Below are 24,870 nucleotides of genomic sequence, written 5' to 3'. Positions count from 1 at the left end.
CGAACGGAGGACGACTTCAACCTTGCCAGGAGGCTCATTTATGAAAAACGAACTGTCCCCGGGAACGTTCGCTCCCGACTTTGCCATCTCCCGTTCCGACGGGGCCCAACTTTTGTCTGAGATGCGCGGCCGAAAGGTGCTGCTTGCGTTTTTTCGCAACTCCGCCTGCGCGTTGTGCAACCTGCGGATTCGGCACTTTATTCGGCGTTACGAAGAGTGGCGAAGCCAAGGTCTGGAGGTAGTGGCGGTGTTCGAATCGCCGGAGTCCAGCCTGTCGCTGCATGTCGGCCGGCAGGAGGCTCCCTTTTCATTGGTTGCCGATCCCGATGCTCGCCTTTACGACCTTTACGGCGTCGAAGTGTCGGAGGAAAAAGTGCAGGAGACAATGCGCGATTCGCATACGGAAACGGTTGTGGCCGAAGCGGCGTCCGAAGGATTTGCCTTGACCCGTGAGGATGGCGCCAACTTCCACCGCATCCCGGCCGAATTTTTGATCGATTCGCAGGGCGTCATCCAAGTCGCCCACTACGGCCAACTGGTGACCGACCATTTGCCGCTCGATCTCATCGACCGGTTTGCCTCATCGGGCGCGGCCGTCGTCGGACCGGCGCAACCCATGGTTCAAGAGTAAACCAAACAGGCCCGCCAATGGCAGCGGGCCTGTCTTGGTTTTTTGCTATTGATTTTTGGCCGCGATATCCCGATTGGCCGTTTCTCCCGCTTCGCGAAGCGCGCTGTTGATATCGGTCTCGTCGTTGATCACTTTGGTCATCGCGGTATTCAAATAAGGCTGAACCAGCGAGTCGTATTTCGAAGGCGCATACGGCGGAGCGAATTTGCTTTTGAATACGCCTTTCGTGTTTTTCCCCTGCAGCGATTTGATGGTGTTGCCATACAGCTCTTTCAGCGCCTGGTCGTTCAGCGAGGTGAACCTGCCGTTGTTCGTAATTAGTTTTTGCGTTTCCGCGCCGGTCAGCAGCTCGATCGCCTGAAATGCTTCTTCCTTATGCTTGCTTAAAGCCGAAAGCATCAGGAAATGGCCTGACGAGGCTCCCGCCACATTTGGCAAATCCGGGTAGCTCGGAAACTGGACGAGGTCCCAATTGAACTGCTGCGGCGTATTGTTTAACGCCTCCAGCGAGGTGATCCGCACGTCGTAGCCGGGAGACATCGCCACCGTTTGGTCCTTGAGGAAATGGTTGACCGTGCCGCCCTTGCTGCCGGGAATGTCGTTGAACTTTTTGACCATGGCGAACAGTCTTTTCCAGCCGTCCGTTTCCACGTTCGCTTTTCCGGTCGTCTGGCTCACGTAGGGAAGCGTGAGCTGCGTGCTCAGGTCCAGCAGCCCCGGAAGAACCACGCCTCTGTACTGGACGCCGTCCATTACGCGCGAAAATTTCCGGGCTATTTCGTACACATCGTCCCAAGTCATCCCATCCGTCGGGTAAGTGACGCCGAACGTATCGAACAAATCTTTGTTGTAAAACAATGCAAAGAAATTGAGCGAGAACGGAATCGCGTACAACTTGTCCTTGCCGCCGTACACCCTCGACGTTTCCATTGCCGCCGGATCGAATTTACCGAGATCCATGTTGTGCGTCTTGACCAGCTCTGTCAAATCGTGGGTTGTTCCCAAATCCCGGTGAAGCGTAATTCTCGGGTAGGTCGTAAAAATGAAATCCGGAAAATCTCCCCCTGCGATCAAGTCCTGGATTCCTTTATCGCCCGCCGTGTTTCTGCGCATCTCGACTGTAATGTTCGGATATTTGGCGTGAATCGGCGCGGCAATCAAGTTTTTGAACTCGTCGTCCGTAATCGTTGCGCCGTCCTGCAGCATGACCAGATTGACCGGCTCTGCTTGCTTGGGAGGCGTGGTCGCCTCGTTACTCGGGGCGGGTGACGCCCCTTCTTCGGCAGTGCCTCCACAAGCAGCCAAAGACAAACCTAACATTGTGACCGCAACCAAACTTCCCGTCGTTTTTTTGAACATGGGTACATCCCCCCTGTTGGAATTTAAAGATCGTCCCGAGGCGCCGAAGCGTGAACCTTAGCTTTTGTCGCCCTGCCGAACGTCCCTTCCCTTGTGATCGCTTTCAAAACGATAATAGCCCGCCGTGCAAAAGCGCACAATGGGACAAACAAGACGGGAAGTTAACCTTTTGTGCCTTTCGAGCATGCAAACGAGCCTTCGGAATGACTCCAAAGGCTGTTTTTCATGATGCTGTTTATTCTCCGTCCGTTTACTCGCGCTTCGCTTTGAAACCCGCCGGAGGGACGCCCCAATATTTGCTGAACGCCTTGGAAAAATTTCCGGCATCCTTGAAGCCGCAGAGGGAAGCGGTCTCGTATACTTTATGACCGACGCTCAGCAGCTTCTTGGCCTTCGTCATCCGAATCTCCATGACGAAGTCGGAATAGGCGGCTCCTGTTTCTTTCTTGAACAGGCGGCTCAAGTGAAACGGGTGCAGAGCGAATCGCTCGGCCATCGTATTCAACGACAAGTCTTTGTCCGGCTCGCGCTCCACGATGGCGATCAGCTCGCGGACGACCGGATGCTTTGCCGCGGGGCGGCGCTCCTTGGAAAGTAGAACGAGCCGACCTACGAGCTGCTGCAACAGTTCATAGCCTTGCTCGGACGATTGCAGCTGCGATAGCATAGTTGTCGAATCCGCCGCTCCGCCGAATACGTCCTCGATGGTCCATCCGCGCCGCTCTGTATGCCGTACGATCAGGTGGCAGGCATTCATGACGTGCAGCGGCCAAACCGCACCCGACGATCCGGTCTTCATTTTCTCCTTCCACCATGCCTCGAGAGCCGACTCCGCCCTATGCTCTTCGCCCGTATCCAAGGCAGAAACGAACGCTTCATCCGTTCCGTCTTCCCCTCCTCCGACGTCGGCCACCTCTGTCCCGGAGTGGCCTACGACGGTGGGAATGCGCTTTGGCGGATGCACGATTTGGATGCACACATCCGGCTCCCCTGGCCCGTTCTCTTCCACATGCAGTCTCACCGTACCTGCCACTCGGTCGTATCGCCAGCTGCGGAACGGATCCGTCTTGATTCTCCTCGTCCGATCCGGACGACGCTGACCTCCCACCCGGACAGCCGCCGGCTTGCCGTCCGTATGGACGATCAGCTCGTAGCTGCGGTTGCGGACCATGCCGGAATAATCCCCCTCGCGCCGCGCAATGTACACGGTCGTCATTTCACGAGTGGCTTTACACGACATTTTCGTTCGGGCGAAACGTCCGTCCAAATAGTCGAAGGTGGTTCCGTCGTCCTCGTATAACATAAACTCGCCTAGAGGGCCAGGGTAAATATCCAGTGTTAGCGTCTCTATCCGCACTTGGCCGATGTAGTCTAACGACGGCCACATCGGAACGATCGCCCCGGAGCGCACGAATAGAGGACCGCCCGCTCCTGCAGGAACGGTATAGCTGATCCACTGCGAACCGCTGTAACGCTCCCCTGTCCAGTAATCGAACCAGTTCCCTTCAGGCAAGTATACTTGATCGGTATACACAGCAACGAGCAGAAAATCCCCCAGCATGTATTGCCTGCTCAACTCCCGGCAATTCCGATCATCGGGGTACAGCAAAGGCATGGCACGGGTAATCGGCATGCCGGTTCGGGCGGCGACATGCGCCGTGGCATACAAGTAGGGAAGGAGACGATAGCGCAGCCGGGCATACCTCTGGAATAGCTCGTGCAGCGGCTGCTCCAGAAAATCCGGATGATGAAAATGATCTTGGCTGTGGATCCGCGACCATGCGAGCAAAAAATCGGCATGAATGCCCTCGCGGGTAATCAGGTGCATATTCGTCGACGTGTTGACGTGACCGGATAGCCCGTAATTCAATATGGCCGCGATCGCATGTCTGGCGTTATAAAACGTACCCGCCGTACTGGCCACAAACTGCTGCATGCCCAAATAACCTTTCTCCATATGGATGACCGGCCGGGTATTCGTCTGCTGGCGGAAGCCGACATGCATCTGTTTGCCGAGCAGAACCGGATACAAATGGTGAAGCTCCGCACTCGTCATGCCGTTGCCCCATATCCGATCGGGATGGCTAAACATCGGGTTCTTCAAGCTCAGCACGAAGCCGGAGATACCGTCATCGACAAACTTGCGCAAATGATCGTACCACACCTCTTCCGAATCGTTGTCCTCCCCGCCCGCAATCCCCTCGCTCAACCGTTCTTCAAGCAGGGTCAGATCGTAATCGCAGCCGAGAGTCAGACTAAGCTTGAAACCCTGCTTTTGCAGGATGCCGATAAACGAGACTTGTCGGAGAAGATCGTTCGTACTAATCGGGAACCGTTCCGGATGCCAGTGCTTGGCGGTCGAATAGTCGTTGACCGTCTCCATCCAATCCGCGCTCAGTCCGATCAGGTCGCAGGGCGTACCGGACCGGCGAAATTTGATGGCGTCGTCGAGCACATCCCGGGCGCTCGACTGTACTCGCGGGCAGAAATTCAGACCGTACATCCAGATCGGCAGCAGCTGCGGCTTTCCCGCAACGTCCGTATACGCTTCTAGCAGCTCGGCGTATCCGGCTCCGACGAAAAGAAACAGGTCCAGTTCGCCCGATGGCCCTTCTATGCTTAGAATGTCATCGGACGCTGCACCGATGTCGAACGTATGCCGCCACGTCGTATTCACCATGACGGCCCATCCTCTGGAGCTCATCAGAAAAGGAATGGGCGCGCTCGTCCACAGATTCTGCTCCGCCCACATCGATACGCACAGGCCGCGTCGATCCAGCTGTTCGGGAACGACGTTGCCGAGCCCGTAGAAGGACTCGTCGGCATTCAGCGAGAAGCGTGCTCCGAAACCCGATGCCGAGCCAGACCAGGGCGAACAGCAGGTGTGCAGCCGTTCCTTGCCGTCAGGACCGTACAGACGAAGCTGCCCATCATTCCCATCGATTTGCAGCATGGCCCTACCGGCCCGAACGACCGTGACGTTGCCGTCCTCCACAAAGCGGCTTTCGTTTGCCGACCCGATGTTAGCGTTTACAATTTGGTACCGGATCAAAGGCGATTCCGGGAAATGCCCCGTTTCATTCATCCGAATCCGGAAGGTGGAGTCAGCTATCGCCTCCGCCACTATCCATCCCCCGTTCTCCAACAAAATCCGGGTATCCGTCACTATATCCATCTCCAAGCCCCCCTGCGCTTTCCATTGCTTCCATCATAACATTTCTGCCCCAAAAATGTTATCAAATCACACGAAAAAGCACTGCCAAATCAGTTATCTATTCACATCATCCCGTTATGAAATGCCATATACGAGACCTCTCCGCATCTTCTATACTTGGCTTACCACGGAACAAAGATATCGATTACCATAAGGACATGAAAGAAGGAAAAAAAAGGGAGAGAAAGCAATGCTGCAGGACTGGGAACAATTTCGAATCGGCATTCATGATGTAAAAGATCAGTTGAGGGACCACGTGTACAACCACTCTTTGAAAGCGTTTGCTGCCGGAGATCAAGCTCGTGATGCGGTGGCGAATACGGAGCAGTTGGAAGCCCGTCGCCTGCAGATGCGAGAACTGCTGCTCGCCGGAATCGGCGGCCTGCCGCCCCGGGACACGCCGCTTCGCCCGGTCACGACCGGAATTGCGAAGCGAGACGGGTATCGCATCGAGAAAGTTATTTTTCAATCCATGCCCGGCATGTACGTGACCGCGCACTTGTATATTTCAGACGATCGCGTATCGCCAGGCGGAGCGGTACTGTTCGTCTGCGGCCACGGCCCGGAAGGCAAGCTGTATCCGAGCTACCAGCATGTCTGCCAATGCCTCGTGCGCGCCGGGCTTGTCGTGCTGGCTATCGATCCGATGGGTCAAGGCGAACGGCTCGGCTATCTCGATCACGGATCCGACAAGCCGTTCGCCCGGCGGGTAGCGGAGCACGAGCATGCTGGCGTGCAGTGCTGGCCGCTTGGAGACGGGCTGGCGCGCTATTTTATCCACGATATCGTTCGGGCCGTCGATTATTTGAGTTCCCGTCCCGAGGTCGATCCGGCCAAAATCGGTATGACGGGCAGCTCCGGGGGCGGCACGCAAACGGCGCTCGCGATGATCTGCGAGCCGCGGATCGCCGTCGCCGCTCCCGGGACGTTCATCATGAATCGGGAATCGTATTTATTTGCCGGCCAAGCACAGGATGCAGAGCAAATATGGCCGAACATGTCGGCTTGCGGCTTCGACCATGAAGATATTTTGCTCGCTATGGCCCCCCGCCCGGTCATGGTACTCGCCGTCACCGGCGACATCTTCCCGATCGAAGGCACTCGCAGGACGGTAGAGCGAAGCAGACGGTTCTGGGACATGTACGGCTGCGGCGACTGCCTCCTGCTCGCGGAGGACGAATCTCCGCACATGTACACGCTCCCGCTAGCCCAGGCGGCCGCCTCGTTCTTCTCTCTCCATCTGCTCGGCAAACCGATCGAGGTGAATACCGAGGGACTCGTCACAGAGGAAGGAAGCGACGTATGGTGCACGGCGAGCGGGCAAATTGTCGACGATTATCCCGATGCGCGGAAAGTATTCCACGAGAATGACTGCCGACTGGCTCAACTGGAGCGGGACCGCGAAGGATTGCCCGAAGCGGAGCTGCAGGCGAAGACGATATCCTGGCTCGGCGGCCGTATACGCGATCCGCGCCCCGTCTGCGACCTGAATCCCCGCCATCAGCGGCTCGGCTCGTGGCAAGGTCTGACCTTGCAGAGCAGTATCTGGTGGTCGCAGCCTGGCGTGTTCGGCCATGGCTTCCTATTCGCCTCAGATAACCCGGGGCCGTCAAACCGTCCGCTGACGATCGCGCTCTGGGAGGACGGAACGACACGGCTGCAAGCGCATGAGGACTGGATTAGCGGCCGCTGTGCTGCCGGGGAGATGGTCCTCGTACTGGACGTCGTCGGCAGCGGGGCGCTCGCGCCGAATGCGATCAACGGCAAGCCGCTTCGCGGCGTATTCGGCACTTTGCACAAGCTGAACATGGATTTGCTGTGGCTTGGCGACAGTCTGGCTGCCTTGCGCGCTTATGACGTGCTGCGTGCCGTCGAGTTTGCCCGCAGTCTGCAAGGCGTAGACGTTGCGAAAATCCGCCTGTATGCCGAGGGGCGCTTCGGCGTATACGCGGAATGGGCCCATCCGCTGCTCGGGAACGATTCCGTGCCGCTGGATATCGCCCAAGAATGGGAATCCGTCGCCTCATGGGTGCGTTCGGAGTATTACGACAACACCGGCATCGGCGAATATGTATTGCCCGGCATGCTGCGGCATTGCGATTTGCCTGATTTGCGCGGATGGCGGACATAAGGATCCTATCAATCAAGGGGGAAATCACGATGCTTGCCCAAAAAATGACCGGAATTGCTTTAACCCTTGCGCTCGCCGCGGTAACGGCCGCCTGCGGCCTCGAAGCGTCGCCACAACAAAGCGCCGGAACCGATGACGCCGCGCGGGAAGCGGTAAAAAAAGCGGCGGAAGGTCCCGCAGAAATCGTCTTTTACACGTCCAACGGGGACTCCGAAGAAAACTTCAACCGATTGTACGGCGACGCGCTGCGCAAGAAGTTTCCGCAATACACGATCAAATACATTTTGAGCGGCGCCAAGGGCCAGTCGTTGGACACGCTGCTCGCTTCCAAAACCCGGTTCGACGTCTTCATGCAAGGTCCGGGATTCTTCGAATCGCAAGCCTATCCGGCCAGCATCCAGTACGACATGTCGGCTTTGATCAAGACGCATCAGCTCGATTTGAACAGGCTGGACCAAGCGTCCGTAGAGTACGTCAAGCAAAGCTCGGAAGGCAAAGCTTATTTTTTGCCCATCCAGTTGGAAGGCATGGTGCTTTATTACAACAAGTCATTGTTTGACAAATTCGGCGTCCCCTACCCTTCCGACGGGATGACGTGGGAGCAGATGTGGGACAAGGCGAAGCAGCTGACGCGCAAGGAAGGCGGGGTGCAATATTTCGGCTTCGGTACCAACACCAGTACGATTCAAGGCATGAACCCGCTCTCCATCCCACTGGCCGATCCGAAGACGGATACGCCGACGATCAACAAGGATGAACGGTGGAAACGGTTCTATGACTATTTCTACGAGCAGCCGAACAAAATACCGGGCTATCAGGATGCGATTCAGGCGACCAAAGGCTTCCCTACCCTCGATATGTTCGTCAAAGACCAGACCGTAGCGATGTTCGCCTACCAATCCGGGCTGATCAACGTTTGGGAAGAGCAGCTGAAAGCGTTGAATTGGGATATAGTCGCGCTTCCGCCATTGCCCGGACAGCCGGGAGTCGGCAGTATGGCAACGCCGAAGCTGTTCGGGATTACGTCCATGGCCAAGGATAAGGATGCAGCGATGATTGCCATCCAATATTTGCTGTCCGACGAACACCAGAAGGAGCTGGCACGCAAAGGCATCACGCCGATCGTCACGTCCGATGAGGTCAAAAAGGAGCTGGGTAAAAATTCCCTATACAAGGACCGCAACTGGAATGCGCTCGTCCAATACAAGTTCGCTCCGCTAGCCCTCAGACCGGCTTATTACTCGCAGCTTAATGCGATTTACCAGAAGCATTTCATAGCGGCCTCCCTCGGACAGACCGATCTGAACAGCGCGCTGCGCGCCGCCGAGGAAGAAGCGGTCAAAGTGATCGCCGAGTTCAAGAATAAATAAACGAGAGGTTAAAGGTCTACACACGATCTGTAAGGTCAGCCTGTTGAGAACCCCTCAACAGGCTATTGTTTTGAATCGTTTCTTCATTAATATATTATTCATGTACCAGCGTACAACGATGCTGACGACAGTTATCGAAATATTCGCTTAAACGGACCAATCCGAATTCGTCGATCACGTCTTGAACCGTAAACCGGTCCGATTCGCTCGACAGCAGGACGGAGCCGAGCAAGCCGGGATCGTGTATCTTTACTTCTGTTCCGTAACGATCCTTGATTTCTTTGAATTTGCTTCCGTTGTCATCGATATGGATAATCGCACTGTCGAGGTTGACCGTCGCCGTCACGAAATGGTAATAGTTCGTAGTCGTTGCGACGGTTTCTCCGGTCGGCGAGACAATTGTACAGGGCAGGCTCGCAACCGCCCCGGCAAAGAAGGCTCTGCACGAGTAGGCCCAATACGATTGCATCAGCCCGCCATGATACATCGAGGGAAACACAATCAGATCGGGCTGCAGCTTCTCCACTTGCAGCCGAAGCTCCTCGAAGTTCAGGTCGAAGCAGATGGCGAACGCGACGCGTCCAAAGTCGGTCTCCACGAGCGGTACATCTTGGCCGTAGGTCATACCTCCGTCCGACTGTTCGCTTGGAACGAGATGATTTTTGTGATAGAAGCCCACGATTTCCCCGTCCCTGCCGATCAATTGCACCGAATTTCGCCACGTGCCGTCAGGCATTTCGATGTGAGCCGGGTATGTAATGTAGCATTGATGCCGCTTGGCATTTTCAGCAAACAAGTCGCGAATCCGATTGCCTCTAGTCCGGTAAAATGCATTGCGTTTCTCAATGGGATGCTGGTAGGGACGGTCGCACGCCTCCGGTACTACGATTAAATCGGGCCGGTCGGGCAGCACCCGATCCAATTCTCTTTGCCAATGAGCCGCCATCATCTCGACAGCTTCGGGGTAAGGGACGGCCTGGTCGATCCGATACGGCTGCGGTCCCAAGCAGCTGATCTTTATATACTTCGCCATAATGAATCATCTCCGATCCGAATACTCACAAACTTTCTAGAGTTACCCACGTGTTCTGTCCCATCGCTTGATCCGCGCCGAATCCTAGCAGATGCCCGTAAATCGAATCTTCCAGCGACGTCGTGGACAAGGAAGCTTCCTCGCCCCTCTGAATGCGGATGAAGTCTTCGACCAGCCTCAAATCGCCGCCTCCGTGCATATCCATCGACACTTTCAGCTTGACAAGTTCCTCCGAATAGACGCTGCCGGCAGCAGAGACGGGGTGTCGAATTGTAAAGGCCCCCTCCTCCATAACGCCGCTGATTTCCCCTTTAGTTCCGATAATATGCACGGATCGGCAAGGTCTTGACGTATTGCCGACAAGGTTGTGGGTGGCGGTCGAGCCGTCCGCATATTCCACCACTACGGACTGCGTATCGACCGCATCGTTATCGCAATGCCAAACGCATCGTCCATAAGGGTTATCCGTCCGCAAAGATTCCAACTTCTGTTCGACGGAAGCCGTTGGCCCAAGATGTTCGATCGATCTCCATACATACACGCCCCAACGATCAAGCTCGATATATTGCCTGCGTGCCGAATACAGGCATTCCGCCTCGATGGGACAATCGGTCAGGCAGCGTGTCCCTGCTCCTTCCGGCGCCCTGTCGTTGCGAAAGAACAACTGTCTCCCGCTGCTCGTCACCCGGACCGGCGGAATTCCGCTTTTCAACCACGTGAGCAGGTCCATGTCATGACAGCATTTCGCCATCAGCATCGAGGACCCGCATTGCTCTTTGTTGCTCCATTTGCCGCGGACGAAAGCGGTGGCCATATGATGGTAGCTTACATGCTCCGTCGTCTGGATGTTGACGATGTCGCCTATGACGCCATCGGCGATCCGCTGGCGGATTTCCCGGTAGAACGGAGCATACCGCAGCACATGGCAAATCATGATCTTTCTTCCGCGTTCCGTTGCAGCCTTGTGCAGCTCCATGATTTCTTCCCGGGAAATTCCGATCGGCTTCTCCAGTAAAATATCGTACCCGTTCGCGAGCAATTGGAGACTGGTCGGCACGTGGATCGCATCCATCGTTCCGTTGATCGCCGCCTCGGCGATCGGACCGATTGCGAACAACTGCTCCAAGTTCGCGAATCTGCGATCCGCGGCTACTCCGTGGATATCCGCCAGCTGGTGCCTCCGGATTTCGTCCGGATCGACGACGCCGACGACTTGCAATTCGTCCGGGTGCGTGAGTGCGTAGGAAGCGTACGTTTTGCTGCGGTTCCCCGCGCCGACAACGATCGCTTTAAGAGGCGTACTTCGCGTATTCGTCTCTTTCATGATATCCCCCCTATGTCTAACTCCTCGGTATAGTTTCGTCTCTTCCATCAACTCTCGCCGAGTTCGCCGAGTCGGATCAAACGCAAGCTCATATCCGGCGCATACGACGTCGTACTCCTGCCCAATTGGCTCGATGCCCTCTATATCGTAACAAGGGAAATGGGGAGGAATAAGGAACATTGTTGTCCGTTCGATAGAACGTAATTATCCGGTTGTGCCAGCCAGCACGTGCGGATCATAGTGTCGCTTCATCAGCTTCTTAAAAATAAGTTTTAGACTGGGTCTAATAAATAAAGCAGCGACAGAACAAGACTTGATAAATAAAGTCTTAGACTGCCGCTGTTGTTGTTTAATTATCGTTTCCCGTGAGTTTAGTCAAGGATGCTACGAAAAAATGCCCAATTGAAGGATTTAATGAAAATAAATTAAAAATTACTGAACATGTATTTCCGATTTGATATCATTTTGACTTAAAAATTTCATTAAATCATTATTCAGCTGAACAATCTCATTGTAAGCATTATTCGCATAATCCGGCAACATCATATCCCTAACCATTTTAGTTCGCAGCCATGTCATAAAGAAAAGATCCAAAAATAAGTTTGGAAATTTAAGCACCATTTTAAGCATTGGTGGATCAATTGAAACGCCAGCTTTTTGTATTGCCCTTAGATACGCTTTTAAAGTGACTGTTATTATGCGTGCCGTCTTTCTGGTTCTGACTGCTTTTTTGTCAATTATTTTATTCTCAGAATACAAAACGCTCATCATGGCAATGTCTGATACGGAATGTGTGATTAGATACGCTTGCATATCCTTTTTAATAACGTAAGGAAGCTTTGCTGTTTTAAATAATTTTGCGAGGTTTTCTATGCGTTCTGTCACTACACCATTAATTTCTCCAAATACAGTTGCCACTATAATCTTTGGTAGAAATCGAGCTTGCAATACTCCATCTTTAATCTGTCCGCCGAAGCCGGGAAAAGCTGGTAAAAGCCTATCCCCTACGATATCCAGCCACGAAGAAAATCCAATTGAATTATTAGTCATCGTAACTATATTTTTGCTTTGATTATCTTTTAGCGCTAACAACGCTGATTCAGACCGATCATAACGAACGGTAACGAAAATAAAATCGTATACATCGTCATTTTCCAGCGTATCAATGACATTCACTTGTATCGATTTAACCGTACCTTTTTCCTTATATTGCAGGCCATTTTCTCTTAATGATTTAAATCTATTAGAACGTGCAAACAGGGTAACGTCAAACCCTGCTTCAATGAGCTTAATTGCGTACATGCTCCCGATAACACCTGCACCAAAAATTAAAATTCGATCTTGTTTTGCTGACATTAAAACCACCCCTACTTATTAACATTTCCTTTCCATTTCCTTTTGATTATCAGACAACATGTTGTATGATGTGATTGTAAATCTTTATTATTCCTTGATCAACCATCAGTTTTTTATGATTTGTCGGATGATATTCTTATTCGCTAGTAGGAGGGAAACATGAAAAAGCAACCCCAAATAACGGAGAAAACAAGACAAAAGTTTGTAGAAATTTTTTGTGAGTTATATAGCCAAAAGCCGATTGAGAAAATTTCGGTTCAGGAAATTGCGAATAAGTCAGGATATAACCGCAGCACCTTTTATCAATACTTTACTGACATTTACGAATTGTTAGACGCTGTTGAAAATGACTTATTGAATGACATGAAAAAAGAAATGGCGAATAAAGAGCTATCGATGCATACGTTTCAAGATACGTTCTATTGTCTGGACAAAAGAGAACATCTCCTGGTTCTTAATGCCCTCTTGGGTGATTATGGAAGTGCCCGTTTTTTAAAACGCTTAAAAAAAGAAATCAATTTGGATCAATTAGAATTAAACGTTCCGCAAAACCATTCCTTAACGCCATACTTCATTGAATTTTACATGACAACTTCCCTTTCTTTATTTCGTCTTTGGCTCCAGCGTCAAAAGGATTTATCGTCGGAAGAATTTTTCAAGTTAGTGGAGAACCTATATTCAAGAGGGATTACGCCCTATTTTAAAGAATGAGTCTGTCATCAAACCAAATCCATATGTTGTATAACAATAAAAAACGCGCATAAGCTTGTTTACACAATATACTTCATAAAGATTGACCTAACCTACTCTTAAGGGTCCGCATTCTGTAAATACAGACTTCTGCACGTTTTTCTTCAGAGAAAGTTCCTCTATTTGTGATACGGTTCTCCGCGCTGCCGCCTGGCGCCTTGCGGCATTATTTTTCAACGCAGGACGAGCTGTTGTTATTTATTGTGGATTATTATTTGACGAAAGGAGCCGACAAGGCAGAGGGGCTGGAGCTAAGCCGTATTCCGATGAAAGCCGCGAAGGAAGTGCTTTTGGAGCTACTCCCTATGGATACAGAAAAACGAACTGCAACCGGTGTCTGGTGGGCATTTGCCATCCGTTCCCTCACAAGTTCGACGTTGCAGGTTAAAAAAGACGAGCTCACAGATGGACTTCGCCACCTGACTAAAACTGTCCTCGATCTACTGGTTAGTGCGGAGCTTCTTCCCCCGTCGATAGACATAGAACTCGAAACGCTTAGACTGGCCGCGGTCGTCGAAGGCTTGACGATCCTCGCATTGCTTCGCCCCGAGCTATACACACCAGAGACTATTGAGCAGATCGTCATCCTCCATCTCCGGCAGCTTTGCATGCGCAATACGGATGAATAAGCAAGTAGAAGCAAGCCAGTCGCCTGGCTCTGCTGGCTACTGTAGTCACCATTTCGGGCGAAAATAGGTTGACAGCTGTCGACGCGCCTACTACTCTTATAGTTAGTCGGCTAATTTTCCAACTCCCCATTTTTGCGATTTTTCGCGAGGCTAAACCTATACATAGCCTATGAAGGAGGCGCATATCGTTTGGAACCGAATCATCCTCCCGAAGCCCCCCTGATGGGCTTGATGGCTCGACTTATGCGGCAGCATCACTACAATTCCCACCTGTCGCTCAAAGACCAGGACGTGCATCCCGGCCAGCCGCCGGTATTGTTCGAGCTTTCGAGACACGACGGGCTTCGCCAGAACGAGCTGGCCGCCAAAATGCGCGTCAAGCCCGCCACCGTTACCGTAATGCTGAACCGGATGGTCAAGAACGGCCATGTCGAACGCCGGGCAGACCCGAGCGATCAGCGCGTATGGCGCGTCTACTTGACCGACAAAGGCCGCTCCGCGGTGAAGGAAGTGCACGAAGCGCTGAACGCCAGCGAAGCGTATGCGCTGCAAGGGGTGACGCCCGAAGAAAAAATGCTGCTGCGCCGTCTGCTGCTGCATATGTTCGATAACGTGAAACAGTACGAGCAGATCATTAGCCGGCAAACGAAGGAGGAACGAGGCCGTGACGAAAATCAAATGGACTAACTATTTAAAGCCTTACATGCTCCCGGTGCTGCTCGCCCCGCTGCTCATGCTCGTGGAAGTGTTCATGGACCTGCTGCAGCCGAAGCTGATGGCGAACATCGTCAACGACGGAGTTATGAAAGGAGACTTGGCGTATATCCGATCGACGGGGCTGCTCATGCTCGTCGTCGCGGTAATCGGTCTTATAGGTGGCATCGGCTGCTCCATCTACTCGACGATCGCTTCGCAGCATTTTGGAACGGATTTGCGCAAAGACGTGTTTGCCAAAGTGCAATCGTTCTCGTTTCGCAACCTCGACCGGTTCAAAGCCGGCTCGCTGGTTACGCGGCTGACGAACGATATCGTGCAAATGCAAAACCTTGTGCAAATGACGCTGCGCATTCTGGTCCGTGCCCCGTTTCTAGCGATCGGCAGCTGCATTATGGCGTTTATGCTGAGCCCCCGGCTCGCCATTATTCTCGTTGTGGCGGTTCCGGTGTTGTTCGTCGCCCAGTATTACCTCATCCGCGCTTCGTTTCCTTTGTTCTCGAAAGTGCAGAACAGACTGGACGGGGTCAACACAGTCCTGCAGGAAAATTTGTCCGGCATCCGCGTCGTCAAAGCGTTCGTACGTTCCGCCTACGAGAACAGCCGTTTCGGCAAAGCAAACGCCGATTTTACCGACATCGCCGTGAAAGCGTCGCGGATCGTCGCCGTCAATATGCCGATCATGATGTTCATTATGAACGCAAGCATCGTCGCCGTCTTATGGTTCGGAGCCGATTTGAACTGGAGCGGTCGGCTTGCCGTCGGCGATCTGATCGCCTTCATCAACTACGTGACGCAGCTGCTCTCGTCTCTGCTTATGGTCGGCATGATGATGGTATCCGTCTCGCGGGCAAAGGCATCCGGCGACCGCATCCGCGAAGTGCTCGAAACCGAACCGGAAATCGTGGAAGCGGCGGGGGCCAAAACAAACGTGATCCGCTCGGGACGAATCGAATTCGACCGCGTATCGTTCGGCTACGAAGCGAGCCGCGGGAGCGAGCTGACGGACATTTCCTTTACGGCCGAACCGGGCCAAACGGTCGCCATTCTCGGCTCCACCGGCTCGGGCAAGTCGACGCTCGTGAGTCTCGTCTCCCGGCTGTACGATGTGAGCAGCGGGGCGATCCGAATCGACGGAGTCGACATTCGCGCCATGCAGCTGGAGCATCTTCGGAAACAAGTCGGGATGGTGCTGCAGGAAGCCGTTTTGTTCAGCGGCACGATCCGCGATAACATTCGGTACGGCAAGCCGGAGGCGGCGCAGGAGGAAATCGAGGAAGCGGCGCGCGCGGCTCAGGCGGACGAATTCATCTCGCGGATGCCGGACGGTTACGATTCGATCATCGGGCAGCGCGGCGTCAATTTATCCGGAGGCCAAAAGCAGCGGGTGTCGATTGCTCGCGCGCTGCTCGTCCGTCCTTCGATTCTCATTCTGGACGACAGTACGAGCGCAGTCGATCTTGGCACCGAATCGCGCATTCAACGCGCTCTCAAGGAGTTGATGGGCGCCAGCACTACCCTCGTTATCGCGCAGCGTATCTCCTCGGTCATCGACGCCGACAAAATCGTCGTTATGGAAGAAGGACGCATCGTCGCGATCGGGAAGCATGACGAGTTGATGCGCGATTGCGACGTCTATCAAGATATTTACGAATCCCAACTTGGGAAGGAGCAAATTCGTCATGGCGGAATCGCCTAATCGGGGTGCGGATGCAGGGGCGCGGCCGATGCCGCCTGCAGGGGGACCCGGGCCGATGGGAATGGGAGGCGGCCCCGGAACCCGGGGGATGATGCCGAAAGTCCGCCCGAAACAGCTCGGCCCGACGTTGAAGCGGCTGTGGAACTATATCGGCCGGCAGCGTTCCGGTTTAATCGCCGTTTTCATTCTAACCGCGTTAAGCTCGGGCTTCACTTTGGTCGGCCCTTACCTGCTCGGGCGGGCGATCGACCGGTACATTATACCAAGAGATTATGACGGGTTGCTGTGGCTCTGTTTGTCGCTTCTGGGCGTCTACGTGCTTAGCACAATCATGAGCTGGATCCAGGCTTACGTGATGGCCGGCGTTTCCCAGCGCACAGTTCAGGAGCTTCGCCGCGACATGTTCGAGCATTTGCAGAAGCTGCCGCTTCGTTTCTTCGATAGCCGAACGCACGGCGAGCTGATGAGCCGGACGACCAACGACATCGAGAACGTCTCCAATTCGCTGAACCAGAGCGTAACCCAGCTCATCAACAGCTTGTTGACCGTCATAGGCGCTCTTGCGCTTATGCTCGGCCTAAACGTCTGGCTCACCATCGTCAGCCTGGTCACCATCCCATTGACCATGGTCGTTACCGGGCAGATCGCAAAACGGACGCGTAAACATTTTTTGGCACAGCAGCGTCACTTGGGAGAGCTCAACGGCTATATCGAGGAAACGGTAACCGGGCAGAAGGTCGTGAAATCGTTTAATCGCGAGAAAGAAACGATGAGGCAATTTCAAACGCACAATGAAAGCTTGCGGAACGTAGGCATTCGGGCGCAAATTTTATCCGGCCTAATGGGCCCGGTCAACAACGTCATCAACAACATCAGCTTCGCCCTGATCGCAGCGATTGGCGGCTGGATGGCCATTGGAGGCTATACGACGATCGGCATCGTCGTCAGCTTTCTGAACTACTCGCGCCAGTTTACCCGGCCGATCAACGACCTGGCCAACCAGTTCAACATGATCCAGTCGGCCATAGCGGGCGCGGAGCGCGTGTTCGAGGTGCTCGACACTCGTACCGAATACGAAGACAACTCCTCTGCGAACGACGACAAGCCGATACGCGGGGAAGTCCGCTTCGAGAATGTCACGTTCTGTTACAAGGAAAGCGTGCCCGTCCTGAAAAACGTTTCGCTGATCGCAAAGCCGGGAGAGACGATTGCGCTCGTCGGGCCAACCGGGGCCGGTAAGACGACAATCGTTAATTTACTTACGCGCTTCTACGATATCGACGAAGGAACCGTTACCGTGGACGGAATCAACCTTCGCGACCGGGACAAAGGCAAGCTGCGCGAACAGCTGGGCATCGTTTTGCAGGACGCTTACTTGTTCTCGGAGACGATCCGCGAGAACATCCGCTACGGGCGGCTCACCGCAACCGACGAGCAGATCGAGGCGGCCGCCAAGCTCGCCAACGCCGACGCCTTTATCCGCAAGCTGCCCAACGGCTACGACACGCAGCTCTCGGCGGAGGGCGGCAACCTGAGCCAAGGGCAGCGCCAGCTCATTACGATCGCGCGGGCGATACTCGCCGATCCGGCCATCCTCATTCTCGACGAAGCGACGAGCAGCGTGGATACGCGTACGGAGATGCACATCCAGGAAGCCATGAAATCGCTGATGCGCGGCCGGACCAGCTTCGTCATCGCACATAGGCTCAGCACGATCCGCGAGGCCGACCAAATTCTCGTCATTAACGGCGGCGAAATTATCGAGCGCGGAACGCATCAGGAGCTGCTGGAGCGGCAAGGCTTCTACTACGAGCTGTACACGAGCCAATTCAAGCGAGTCGGTTAACAAAAGCCCTGCAGGCCAAGGAACTGACGTTCCTTATTGCCGCAGGGCTTTTGAGTATGGGGAACTCGCTCATTTCCGGTTCAAATATTTCAGCCCGCTGAACTCTTCCTCGGTGGAGCCGGCCTGAACGGCGCGATCGATGTCCCGCTGAAGCATCCCGAAATTACGGGCGTAGCCGCTCAGCAGAAGGACGATGGACATTTTCTCGTAATCGTTCAGTGGCATGTCCCGCAGGGGCCGGAGCGCCCAATCCACGATACGCAGACCGTTAGGCGTAACGCTACCCCCTGCTCTATCGTTTTTCTTTTGACACTTGTCATTGCCTATGATCTAAACAAAAAAATTTTAATGCAATTGTAACGAAATCTATTTTTTTAAGATATATAGGTTAAGGGGGTGAGAAAGTGGCGGAGGATATGGAGAAAATCTACAAAGACTATGCAAAAAGCGTCTACAAATACTTGCTAAGCCTTACTCATGATGTTGATTTAGCCGAGGAATTAACGGAGGAAACTTTTTATCGGGCTGTATACTCTATTCATACTTACAACGGCTCCTGCAAAATAAGTGTTTGGCTTTGCCAGATTGCCAAACATATTTGGTATCAGGAGCTTGAAAAAAAGAAAAAGTATTCAAGCCATGAGTTGCACGAGTACATCCCTTCGCCGAACGTGTCACCAGAGGAAGCTACGCTGCTTCAAAGCAACAAAATGGAATTGTATAGAGCCATTCACCAATTGAGTGAGCCTATGCGGGAAATTGTACATATGCGATTATCAGGCGAGTTTTCTTTCGCAGAAATAGGCGAAATACTCGGAAAAAGCGAAAACTGGGCTCGTGTCACTTTCTATCGAGCAAAACAAAAGCTTATGGAGGTGTTATAAATGACCAAATGCCATATTGTCCAAGATCTATTACCAAGTTATCTAGATGGATTGGTCAGCGCGGAAACAGAAACCGACATCCGTCAACACTTGCAGGACTGCGATGCATGCCGTGCCCTTCATGCCAAGTTGTCCGCTCCCATTGAGAACACTTCTTCCCAATCCGATAAAAAGGAAATTGACTTTCTGAAAAAAGTAAGAAAAAAAACGATCCAAAAAATGTTGGCGGGATTTACAGCACTTTTGCTACTTGTTGCAGCGTTGACTTATTTTCTAGCCATAGGCTCCCCCGTGAGCAAGAAGGATCTCATCTATACGACCAGTGTTGACGGGGACCAGTGGCGAATCAATATGGAGCTTACAAACGGCAAGGCATTGTTAGTAAGAACAGAATCGATCTACGGTGAAGAAAACAGCTCGGGGGTCAAACCGATTGTCGGCGTCCTCTTAAAACCGTACCAAGTGCTGCCTTCACCGCTCTTGGAAGGCGACAATAATTCTTTTATGTTTGGCAGCACGATTAACAGCTTTACCAAGTCTGATTATAAAATCATTCTTCGGTTAGGAAATGATGACGTTATTTTTACGTCAGATAATTATGACAAGCAGAAACCGTAACCGAAAAGGTTCGTTTCTTTTGATGCAGGTCAGTCGCGATCGGCCTCTCGCAATAATCGCCCTTAATCAGCTGGCAAGCTGTTAAGGGCGATCTTTCATAATGGCATTGGAACGATTGACTTTGACCAAATCTACCCGATGAGTCGTACTCGCGGCGAACGCCGTCTCTTCATCGGCAAGCTTGGCAGCTCACCAAGCTTGTTTCGTTTCCCTATGACGTTTATTGGGACTGCGGAATACGGCTATATTTTAAAAAAAATTCGACAAGCCGCCTTCTAAGGAGTTGTTCCAGTTTTTATTGTGTCTTTTCGCCGCTTGCATCGTGGAGAAGGCGGAATGCGTCATCTCCAGCTCCGTCTTCTTGTCCTTTTCGACAAAATGAATCGTCACCAGCGTTTCCTCTGAATCGTCTCCTTCATTGATCCATTTCCAGGTAAACGATAGCTTTTCATTCGGAACGATATCGATATACCGACCTTCCAAAGTATGAACGTTACCGTTCGGAGCTTGCATATGAAAACGGTATTTCCCCCCGACTTTTACGTCCATTTGTTCAATAGTCGTCGTAAAGCCCGTAATCCCCCACCATTGCTTTAACTGCTCTTCCTTCGTCCAAGCAAGGAACACTCTTTCCTTGCTCGCGTTATAAACGTGCTGCAGCGTGAGCAAAAATTTTCCATTCAGCATTGTAATCATGAATTGGTGCCTCCACTAGTCTTCTTTTGATTGATCGCCCAAAAAATGTTCAAGGTTAGCCAATTGCGAAGTCCAGAAGCTCCTCAATTCCATTAACCATTCGTACGCTCCGTCCACCGTCTTGGGATTTAAATAATAGTACCGGTAAGTTCCTTCCTTCCGAATCGAAACCAAACCAGCCTTTTCCAACACCCGTAGATGTTTAGAAATGGCTGGCAATGACATTTCAAATGGTTTAGCCAAATTCATAACCGTCATCTCTCCGACAGCCAAACGTCTGAGAATTTCTCTTCTCGTCGGATCGGAAAGCACGTGGAAAACATTATCCAATAGTTCATCATCGTATTTAACCATGTGTTTAATTTTATGCCGATTCTAATCTATTGTCAAGAAGTGGCATCTGCGAATTCCGATCGGGCAAGACAGAGGGACGAAACGAAATAAGAGCCGAACGGTTCAGGAATGGATCCTGAAACTCGCTCGGCTCGTGGTGGCAAAACCGTTAGAAGCTCTGTGCGACTGCCCGCGCTTGGCGGATTGCCTTTTCTTTAATCGCTGGCGCTTGGTCGGGAGACTTAGCCATCCCTTCAACAAAGATGCCTTCAAAACTAGGAACTCCAAAAAACTTCATAATGGCATCCAGGTGGCGGTGACCCATCTCAAAGTCCGCAAAATCAGAGCCTGCAGACAAGACGCTTCCGCTTGCTTGAATGTGTACCGCTTTTTTGTCGCTCATCAAGCCAATCGGACCTTTATCCGTATATTTGAACGTTTTGCCTGCCACGCAGACAGCGTCGATGTATGCTTTCATAACCGGCGGAAAAGAATAGTTCCATATCGGATTTACAAAAACATATTTATTCGCCGCAACAAATTGTTCCACCAGTTCAGCGAGGCGGCTGATTTTCGCTTTCTCTGCATCGGTCAATTGATCAAACGCTGTCCCTGCTCCCAGCTTGCCCCAGCCGCTAAAAATGTCGGCATCCAGCTGCGGAATATCATCTTTATACAGATCAAGATGAACAACCTCATCATTCGGATTTGCGGAGCGGTACGTCTCTACAAATTCTTTTCCTACGGCCAAGCTATAAGACGTTTCTTGATCGTTCGGATTTGCTGTGATATACAGTACGGTTGCCATAATGGAAAACCTACCTTCCGTTAAATGTTTGAAATGAGCGCCTTTATATTTAACCATTTGGTTATTTAACTACATGTTTAAATATAAGGCAGGTTTAATTTCCTGTCAAGCAAAAACACTCGTATCTTCCGACGGGTACTTAATCCAAGACTCGACGCACATAAAGCGTTATTGATGAACAACGTTCTCTGGGTGTTGCGTGGGGGCTCCTGTCAGAAACAAAGCGAACGAGGTTTGTCGTCAGTTGTGGCGGAGAATGTGAAACTACCGGAAACCATAAAAAACCATCTCGCATGTACAATGCGAGATGGTTTGAGGTCGATTTAAATCATAAGTAAACCTTTACCGTTTTGATTTCAAACGCCCGAAAGTCGAGCGAAATTTCCGCACCGTCTAAAGCGATATCCTGCAGCTCCTCTTCCAGCATATCGCTGAGCGCCACCCGGGACGGCAGCTTGCCGAAGCGCAGCTTCGCTCCCTTTACAGCGGAACGCTCCGCTTCAAACAGGCGCAACACGTAGGCATCCCCCTCCTCGGCTGGTTTTACGGTCTCTAGAATAACGTTTGTCGCGTCGATCGTCACCAGGGAATCCCCGTTACGCGCAGAGCGGCCGAATACGGCGAGCGGCGGCACATTCAATTCGTACGCAGGGCGAATAACCGTCTCCGCGCCAAAGCCCCCTTCGTGCGGCAACAGCGCATAAACGACCTCGTGCAACCCTTCGTCGCCGCGCGGATCCGGGTGCGTCCCTCCTTTGTGAAGCGTGAGCCGCATATCCGAACCGGATACGGAAATGCCGTATTTGCAATCGTTTAGCAGGGCGATGCCGAACCGATTTTCCGACAAATCCGTCCATTTGTGGTTGCATACCTCGAACATCCCTTGATCGTAAGGCGTGTTGTCATGCGTCGGTCGCTCTACATACCCGAACTGGATTTCATGGCGGGCCTGCGGAGCCAAGATATTGACGTCAAACCCGACCTTGAGCAGCCGGTGTTTCTCCTTCCAGTCGATGGCCGTTTCGAAGTCCACGCGAGGCGTATCGCTGTGAAACACCATATCCTGCTTCAAGGAAGACAATTTTCCGACGCGGTACACACTGCGAATGCGCAGCTGCAGCGGACCGTCGGCCGCGAGCTCCCGACTCTCGAGCGACGTCTGGAGCCGCATTTTGCCGGACTGATCCCGGTCGATATCCCAGTTGTCCCAAGCGTTCGGCAGATCCTCGCCCAACAAGAACGCATTGAGCGGATAGCCGCCGCCGCGCAGCTCCCGGCCTGACGCCTTGTCCACGAAGGAGGCGATATATCCGTGCCGGTCAAAGACTACATGGGCAAAGGGCGTCTCCAACCGCTCGCCGTCATAACGGAAAGGAGATGCGTCCTCGTCTTCCATACGCGGCGCTGCCGCGATCTCCGTTACCGCCAGTGGAGGCAGCGTTACGCCCCCGACCAACAGCTTCCGTCTGCCGAACACATCTTCAATCCGTTGGCTGGACAGTGACGGGTCGGCCGAATGAATGGCTTCGTCTTCGATGTCCAGGGCGATCGTTCCTTTCCGATCCCAGCCGAGCGTGTTTAGAACCGCGATCCGGTTCGGGTCCGGCGTAACTGCTGCGGCGAGCAGATTGTCCGTCATTCGTCCGGCTTCGCTTATGATGGAATGGACCTCGCGAATGGCGCGGTCATGGACTTCCGGGATGGAAGTGCCTGGTAAAATATCATGGAACTGATTGATGAGCATGCATTCAACCAGTTCGGCCGTACGTGCCGACGGCCTGCCTAAGCCGCTGCTCCAGTGCAGCACTTCGGCCAGCTCCAGGCTGCGAAGCGCGATCTCCACCTTGCGGTTGTTTCGTTTGATCTGATGCATCTGCGTCAGCGTCCCGCGGTGCCCCTCGAAATAGAGCTCTCCCGCATGAACCGCCGGACGGACAGACGTCTCTTCCAGTTCCCGCATGAACCGGCTGACGGTCGTATGCTCCGAGCGCGGCACGCCTTCCGTATCCCGAATTCGCCGGGCCATCTCCAGCATCTCGTGTTGCGGACCGCCGCCGCCGTCGCCAAATCCGTACGACACCAGTCTCCGATCGTTCACCTGCCGATGTTGAATACCGTTTTTTCCACCCTCGTAAATTCGGTTCAGCACCGTTTCGGCATCCGGCCAGCAATGAATCGTATTGAAGTGAGTCAGCACCCTCGACCCGTCCATGCCTTGCCATACGAACGTATCGTAAGGAAATACGTTCGTATCGTTCCAGGACAACTTCGTCGTCAGAAAATAGCGGATACCGGTTCCCGCCATGATCTGCGGAATCGCCGCGCTGTAGCCGAACGTGTCCGGCAGCCAGAACGTATCCGCCGTGTAGCCGAAATGCTCTTTGGTATAGCGCTGCCCTTTGAGAAACTGGCGTACCAGCGATTCTCCGCTTACGAGGTTGCAGTCGCATTCGATCCACACGCCGCCGTTCGGCTCCCAGCGACCTTCCGCCACGCGGCGCTTGATCCCTTCGAAAATGTCCGGATAATGCCGCCGCATCAGCTCCGCGTGAAAAGCCGAGCTTTGCACGAACGTATATTCGGGATACTGCTCCATAAGGCTGAGCGCATTGGCGTACGTGCGCGCGCACTTGCGGATCGTTTCGTCGATGGTCCACAGCCATGCCGTATCCATGTGGGAATGGCCGATCAAGCCCGCGCGGGGTCCTGACGGACCGTTGTTCGGTTCCAGCAGCGGCTTGATTGTCTTCGCCGCAAGTTCCATTCCGGAGCGCCACTCTTCTTCGTGCTCCTCGTCCGGGGATTGCAGCAAGTAGGTGAACGCCTCCAGCAGAGCATTCATTATTTTCCCTTTGCGAAAATCGTCTACTGCTCCGGAACGAACGATCTGATTTAACGTTCGCAGATTGAATACAAAGTCCTGCACATCCTCCCTGCAAAGCACAACGTCGATCGACCGAAATACCCGTTTATAGCGGATCGCGCTTCCATCCCCTGTTTCGTACGACTGATAAGGCTGCGTGCCGACGCAAGGATGGCCGGCGTAGCCTTCGAACGCAAGCTCATAGACAACTCCGGCACCGGCTTCTTCGGCGAGCAGCAGCGTCCGGTGATTGCCCCGGTTTTCGGCATCCTTCGGGTGCGTGAAAATGCCTTTGGGCCGCCCGTCGACCCAGAAAAAGGTTTCCACCCCATCCGTCTTCGCTTGAACAAACAGTTTTTGACCGCGAAGGCTCTCAGGAATTCGGTATTGTCCCTTGAACCAGGCCGACCTCCATGGCTCGCCCCAGACGAGATCCTTGTCAGCCGGAAGCCACTCCGCTTCCTCTCCGGGCACCGTATATAGATGCTCTGCCGTTTCAAAATAACGAACCTGCACCTCATCCACCTTGTAGTAGATCCGATTTTCGTAAATGCTTTCCAGCTTTCTCAGCTTGTTCAACGTTTTTTGGATATGATTTTTATGGATCATCCG

At 53.0% G+C, this 24,870-nt stretch carries 20 protein-coding genes; 10 read left to right on the top strand and 10 right to left on the bottom strand.

Annotated elements, in window-relative coordinates; translation table 11 throughout:
• The first annotated feature begins 40 nt into the window (after positions 1–40).
• On the top strand, positions 41–631 hold the full coding sequence (locus tag ABD796_RS34555; RefSeq protein ID WP_344917157.1) for a peroxiredoxin family protein: 591 nt from the start codon (positions 41–43) through the stop codon (positions 629–631).
• Between the two features lie 45 nt (positions 632–676).
• On the opposite strand, the gene ABD796_RS34550 is transcribed toward ABD796_RS34555, so the two are convergent.
• Positions 677–1,990: an ABC transporter substrate-binding protein gene (locus ABD796_RS34550; RefSeq protein ID WP_344917155.1), complete on the bottom strand. Its 1,314-nt coding sequence runs from the start codon at positions 1,988–1,990 to the stop codon at positions 677–679.
• A 250-nt stretch (positions 1,991–2,240) separates the two neighbouring features.
• On the bottom strand, positions 2,241–5,165 hold the full coding sequence (locus ABD796_RS34545) for a TIM-barrel domain-containing protein (RefSeq protein ID WP_344917153.1): 2,925 nt from the start codon (positions 5,163–5,165) through the stop codon (positions 2,241–2,243).
• Between the two features lie 229 nt (positions 5,166–5,394).
• Here ABD796_RS34545 and ABD796_RS34540 point away from each other — a divergent pair, with 229 nt between their 5' ends.
• The gene (locus tag ABD796_RS34540; RefSeq protein WP_344917151.1) at positions 5,395–7,335 is read left to right on the top strand and encodes an acetylxylan esterase; all 1,941 of its coding nucleotides are present in this window, start codon (positions 5,395–5,397) and stop codon (positions 7,333–7,335) included.
• 29 nt (positions 7,336–7,364) lie between these two features.
• Positions 7,365–8,705 carry an ABC transporter substrate-binding protein gene (locus tag ABD796_RS34535; RefSeq protein ID WP_344917150.1) on the top strand — a complete coding sequence of 447 codons (1,341 nt, stop codon included), beginning with the start codon at positions 7,365–7,367 and terminating at the stop codon, positions 8,703–8,705.
• Between the two features lie 94 nt (positions 8,706–8,799).
• Here ABD796_RS34535 and ABD796_RS34530 read toward each other — a convergent pair whose 3' ends face one another.
• From ABD796_RS34530 to ABD796_RS34520, 3 genes are all read right to left on the bottom strand, one after another.
• On the bottom strand, positions 8,800–9,738 hold the full coding sequence (locus ABD796_RS34530) for a carbon-nitrogen hydrolase family protein (RefSeq protein WP_344917148.1): 939 nt from the start codon (positions 9,736–9,738) through the stop codon (positions 8,800–8,802).
• Positions 9,739–9,763: 25 nt separating this feature from the next.
• Entirely contained in the window at positions 9,764–11,062 is a 1,299-nt protein-coding gene (locus ABD796_RS34525) for a Gfo/Idh/MocA family protein (RefSeq protein WP_344917146.1), read from the bottom strand.
• A gap of 432 nt (positions 11,063–11,494) precedes the next feature.
• A complete protein-coding gene (locus ABD796_RS34520) occupies positions 11,495–12,418 on the bottom strand; it encodes a ketopantoate reductase family protein (RefSeq protein ID WP_344917144.1) in 924 nt (307 codons plus the stop codon).
• Positions 12,419–12,577: 159 nt separating this feature from the next.
• On the opposite strand from ABD796_RS34520, the gene ABD796_RS34515 reads away from it, so the two are divergent.
• From ABD796_RS34515 to ABD796_RS34495, 5 genes are all read left to right on the top strand, one after another.
• On the top strand, positions 12,578–13,129 hold the full coding sequence (locus ABD796_RS34515) for a TetR/AcrR family transcriptional regulator (RefSeq protein ID WP_344917142.1): 552 nt from the start codon (positions 12,578–12,580) through the stop codon (positions 13,127–13,129).
• A gap of 164 nt (positions 13,130–13,293) precedes the next feature.
• On the top strand, positions 13,294–13,797 hold the full coding sequence (locus tag ABD796_RS34510) for a TetR family transcriptional regulator C-terminal domain-containing protein (protein WP_344917140.1): 504 nt from the start codon (positions 13,294–13,296) through the stop codon (positions 13,795–13,797).
• Between the two features lie 189 nt (positions 13,798–13,986).
• On the top strand, positions 13,987–14,484 hold the full coding sequence (locus tag ABD796_RS34505; protein ID WP_344917138.1) for a MarR family winged helix-turn-helix transcriptional regulator: 498 nt from the start codon (positions 13,987–13,989) through the stop codon (positions 14,482–14,484).
• A gap of 16 nt (positions 14,485–14,500) precedes the next feature.
• Positions 14,501–16,210 carry an ABC transporter ATP-binding protein gene (locus ABD796_RS34500; protein WP_344917555.1) on the top strand — a complete coding sequence of 570 codons (1,710 nt, stop codon included), beginning with the start codon at positions 14,501–14,503 and terminating at the stop codon, positions 16,208–16,210.
• A gap of 28 nt (positions 16,211–16,238) precedes the next feature.
• Positions 16,239–18,056 (top strand): ABC transporter ATP-binding protein, encoded by a 1,818-nt coding sequence (locus ABD796_RS34495; RefSeq protein ID WP_344917553.1) that lies wholly within the window; start codon positions 16,239–16,241, stop codon positions 18,054–18,056.
• Between the two features lie 69 nt (positions 18,057–18,125).
• Here ABD796_RS34495 and ABD796_RS34490 read toward each other — a convergent pair whose 3' ends face one another.
• Positions 18,126–18,281, bottom strand: coding sequence for a hypothetical protein (locus ABD796_RS34490; protein ID WP_344917136.1), 156 nt, complete (start codon positions 18,279–18,281; stop codon positions 18,126–18,128).
• 179 nt (positions 18,282–18,460) lie between these two features.
• Between ABD796_RS34490 and ABD796_RS34485 the strand changes: the two genes are divergently transcribed.
• Together ABD796_RS34485 and ABD796_RS34480 are read left to right on the top strand one after the other, a co-directional pair.
• Positions 18,461–18,940 (top strand): RNA polymerase sigma factor, encoded by a 480-nt coding sequence (locus ABD796_RS34485; RefSeq protein WP_344917135.1) that lies wholly within the window; start codon positions 18,461–18,463, stop codon positions 18,938–18,940.
• A complete protein-coding gene (locus tag ABD796_RS34480; protein WP_344917133.1) occupies positions 18,941–19,558 on the top strand; it encodes a zf-HC2 domain-containing protein in 618 nt (205 codons plus the stop codon).
• A gap of 249 nt (positions 19,559–19,807) precedes the next feature.
• On the opposite strand, the gene ABD796_RS34475 is transcribed toward ABD796_RS34480, so the two are convergent.
• The 4 genes from ABD796_RS34475 to ABD796_RS34460 form a co-directional block, all read right to left on the bottom strand.
• On the bottom strand, positions 19,808–20,254 hold the full coding sequence (locus ABD796_RS34475; RefSeq protein ID WP_344917131.1) for an SRPBCC family protein: 447 nt from the start codon (positions 20,252–20,254) through the stop codon (positions 19,808–19,810).
• Between the two features lie 15 nt (positions 20,255–20,269).
• Positions 20,270–20,608 (bottom strand): ArsR/SmtB family transcription factor, encoded by a 339-nt coding sequence (locus tag ABD796_RS34470; RefSeq protein WP_344917129.1) that lies wholly within the window; start codon positions 20,606–20,608, stop codon positions 20,270–20,272.
• 148 nt (positions 20,609–20,756) lie between these two features.
• Positions 20,757–21,395: an NAD(P)H-dependent oxidoreductase gene (locus ABD796_RS34465; protein ID WP_344917127.1), complete on the bottom strand. Its 639-nt coding sequence runs from the start codon at positions 21,393–21,395 to the stop codon at positions 20,757–20,759.
• A 328-nt stretch (positions 21,396–21,723) separates the two neighbouring features.
• Positions 21,724–24,867 carry an alpha-mannosidase gene (locus ABD796_RS34460; RefSeq protein WP_344917125.1) on the bottom strand — a complete coding sequence of 1,048 codons (3,144 nt, stop codon included), beginning with the start codon at positions 24,865–24,867 and terminating at the stop codon, positions 21,724–21,726.
• Positions 24,868–24,870 lie beyond the last annotated feature (3 nt).

Source organism: Paenibacillus hodogayensis (genome assembly GCF_039536325.1).
GTDB lineage: Bacteria > Bacillota > Bacilli > Paenibacillales > NBRC-103111 > Paenibacillus_AB > Paenibacillus_AB hodogayensis.
The sequence above is the reverse complement of the archived record's forward strand: the minus strand, read 5'-3'. Positions and strand labels throughout refer to the sequence as shown.